This is a genomic window from Rhodosalinus sp. (genome assembly GCF_046542825.1).
Lineage (GTDB): Bacteria > Pseudomonadota > Alphaproteobacteria > Rhodobacterales > Rhodobacteraceae > Rhodosalinus.
Genome location: NZ_JBKHAQ010000185.1, coordinates 1 through 2,727 on the forward strand (window position 1 = coordinate 1; position 2,727 = coordinate 2,727).

At 72.7% G+C, this 2,727-nt stretch carries 2 protein-coding genes and 1 tRNA gene; all 3 read left to right on the forward strand.

The features are described 5' to 3' along the window. On the forward strand, window positions 1-678 hold a 678-nt coding region (locus ACLFOB_RS14820), incomplete at its 5' end, for a fructose-bisphosphatase class II family protein (RefSeq protein ID WP_410926591.1). A gap of 96 nt (window positions 679-774) precedes the next feature. Then, window positions 775-2,526: a single-stranded-DNA-specific exonuclease RecJ gene (gene recJ, locus ACLFOB_RS14825; protein WP_410926592.1), complete on the forward strand. Its 1,752-nt coding sequence runs from the start codon at window positions 775-777 to the stop codon at window positions 2,524-2,526. An 88-nt stretch (window positions 2,527-2,614) separates the two neighbouring features. Continuing rightward, window positions 2,615-2,689, forward strand: a tRNA-Glu gene (locus ACLFOB_RS14830). Window positions 2,690-2,727 lie beyond the last annotated feature (38 nt).

The window sequence follows — 2,727 nt, forward strand, 5'->3', positions numbered from 1 at the left end:
CTGACCGCCAAGGACATGCCCAACGCGCTGACCGTGATCGCCATGGGTCCGCGCGGCACCATGCTGCATGCGCCCGACGTCTACATGGACAAGCTCGCCATCGGCCCGGGCTACCCGGAGGGAATCGTCGATCTGGACATGCCGCCCGCGACGCGGGTCTCGGCGCTGGCCAGCGCGAAGGGCTGCGCGCCTTCCGACATAACGGTCTGCATCCTCGAACGCCCGCGCCACGAGGCGATGATCGCCGAGGTCCGCTCCACCGGCGCCGCGATCCGGCTGATCACCGACGGCGACGTGGCCGGCGTCATGCATTGCGCCGAGGCCGAGGTCACCGGCATCGACATGTACATGGGCCAGGGCGGCGCGCCCGAAGGCGTGCTGGCCGCCGCCGCGCTCAAGTGCATGGGCGGGCAGATCCAGGGAAGGCTGCTCTTTCGCAACGCCGACGAGAAGGGCCGCGCGGAGAAGGCCGGCATCGCCGACCTCGATCGCCTCTACACCCGCGACGACATGGTGGCGGGCGACGTGATCTTTGCCGCGACCGGCGTGACCGGCGGCTCGCTCCTGCCGGGCATCAGGCGCGAGGTCGGCTGGCTGACGACCGAGACGCTGCTGATGCGCTCCAAGACCGGCTCGGTCCGGCGGATGCGGTACCGCACGCCGGTTCCGCAGGGCTGACGCGCCGCGCCGCCCGAAAGGCAGCCATATGCCCGCCGCGCGGAACTCTCCGGGCCTGAAAGAAGGACAGGGCGTCCCGCCCTGCTGATGTGGGCTGTGCACGACGATCGGGCCTATCTGGGTGTGGAAAGCTCGCTGACCGGGCGCCGCTGGCGCGGGCCTGCCCCCGACCTCGCCCGCGCGGCCGAGGCACTGGCGCAGGCGACGGGCCATCCCCTGCCGCTGTGCGCCGTGCTGGCGCGCGCGGGCGTCGAGGCGCCGGGCTGCGACACCTACCTCGCGCCGAAGCTGCGCGACCTGCTGCCCGACCCGCGCGGGCTGCGCGACATGGAGGCGGCGGCGGCGCGGCTGCTCGAGGCGGTGGCGCGGCGCGAGCGCATCGCGATCTTCGCCGACTACGACGTGGACGGCGGCGCCAGCGCGGCGCTGCTCATCGACTGGCTGCGGCAGATGGGGCGCGCCGCCACGCTCTACGTCCCCGACCGCATCGACGAGGGGTATGGCCCCAACGTGCCGGCGATGACGAAGCTGGGCGCCGGGCACGACCTGATCCTCTGCGTCGATTGCGGCACGCTGAGCCACGATCCGATCGCCGCGGCCGGGGCCGATGTGGTGGTACTGGATCATCACCTCGCGGGCGAGACGCTGCCGCCGGCATGCGCCGTGGTGAATCCCAACCGGCAGGACGAGGACGGGACGCTGGGCCACCTCTGCGCCGCCGCCGTCGTCTTCCTGATGCTGGTCGAGGCCGGCCGCCAGCTGCGCGGCACCGGCACGGCGGGCCCGGACCTGATGGCGATGCTCGATCTCGTGGCGCTGGCCACCGTGGCGGACGTGGCGCCACTGCGCGGTGTCAATCGCGCGTTCGTGCGGGCGGGCCTGCACGTGATGGCGGAACGGCAGCGGCCCGGGCTGGTCTCGCTGGCCGATTCCGCCCGGCTCACCCGCGCGCCGGATGCCGCCGCACTGGGGTTCGCGCTGGGGCCGCGGATCAATGCGGGCGGGCGCGTGGGGCAGGCCGACCTGGGCGCCCGGCTGCTGGCCACGCGCGATGCGGCGGAGGCACAGGCGCTCGCCGCCCGGCTCGACGCGCTCAACACAGAGCGTCGGGCGATCGAGGCCGTCGTGCGCGACGCGGCCATGGCGCAGGCGGAGGCGCGCGGCCTCGACGCGCCGCTGGTCTGGGCCGCGGGCGAAGGCTGGCATCCGGGCGTGGTGGGAATCGTCGCTGCCCGGCTGAAGGAAGCCACGCACCGCCCCGCCGTGGTGATCGGACTGGAGGGGGACGAGGGCAAGGGCTCGGGCCGCTCGGTCAGTGGCGTCGATCTGGGCGCCTGCGTGCAGCGGCTGGCGGCAGAGGGCCTGCTGCTGAAGGGGGGTGGCCACCGCATGGCGGCGGGCCTGACCGTGGCGCGCGACGCGCTGGAACCCGCGATGGAGCGGCTGGCGGAGCTGCTGGCGCGGCAGGGGGCAGGCGCAGAGCGCGCCGCGGCACTGCCCGTCGACGGAATGCTGATGCCGCGGGGGGCCACGGTCGCGCTGATGGAGGCGCTCGAGCGGGCGGGACCATACGGCGCAGGCGCGCCCGCGCCACGCTTCGCCTTTCCCGCGCTGGCTGTCCGCCACGCGCGCCGGGTGGGCGAGGGACACCTGAAGCTCGAACTCGACGCAGGCGACGGTGGCCGGATTGCCGCCATCGCCTTCGGCGCCTACGACGGCGACCTCGGCCCGCGGCTGGAGGCACACGGCGGCGCACGCTTCCACCTTGCCGGTCGGCTCGAGATCAACCACTGGCAGGGACGCACGCAGGTCGAACTCCGCGTCGATGATGCAGCCGAGGCGGAGTGAGCGACGCTGCGGAAGCCGCGATCGCGTCGACCAAATTTCCCCTTGCAGCGTCGCCGCGCTTTTTCTAAGACACGCCACACGTCGGTAAGGCCCGTTCGTCTATCGGTTAGGACGCCAGGTTTTCAACCTGGAAAGAGGGGTTCGATTCCCCTACGGGCTGCCACTGTTCCATTTTAGCCATTGACATTAAGGCACTTTCTT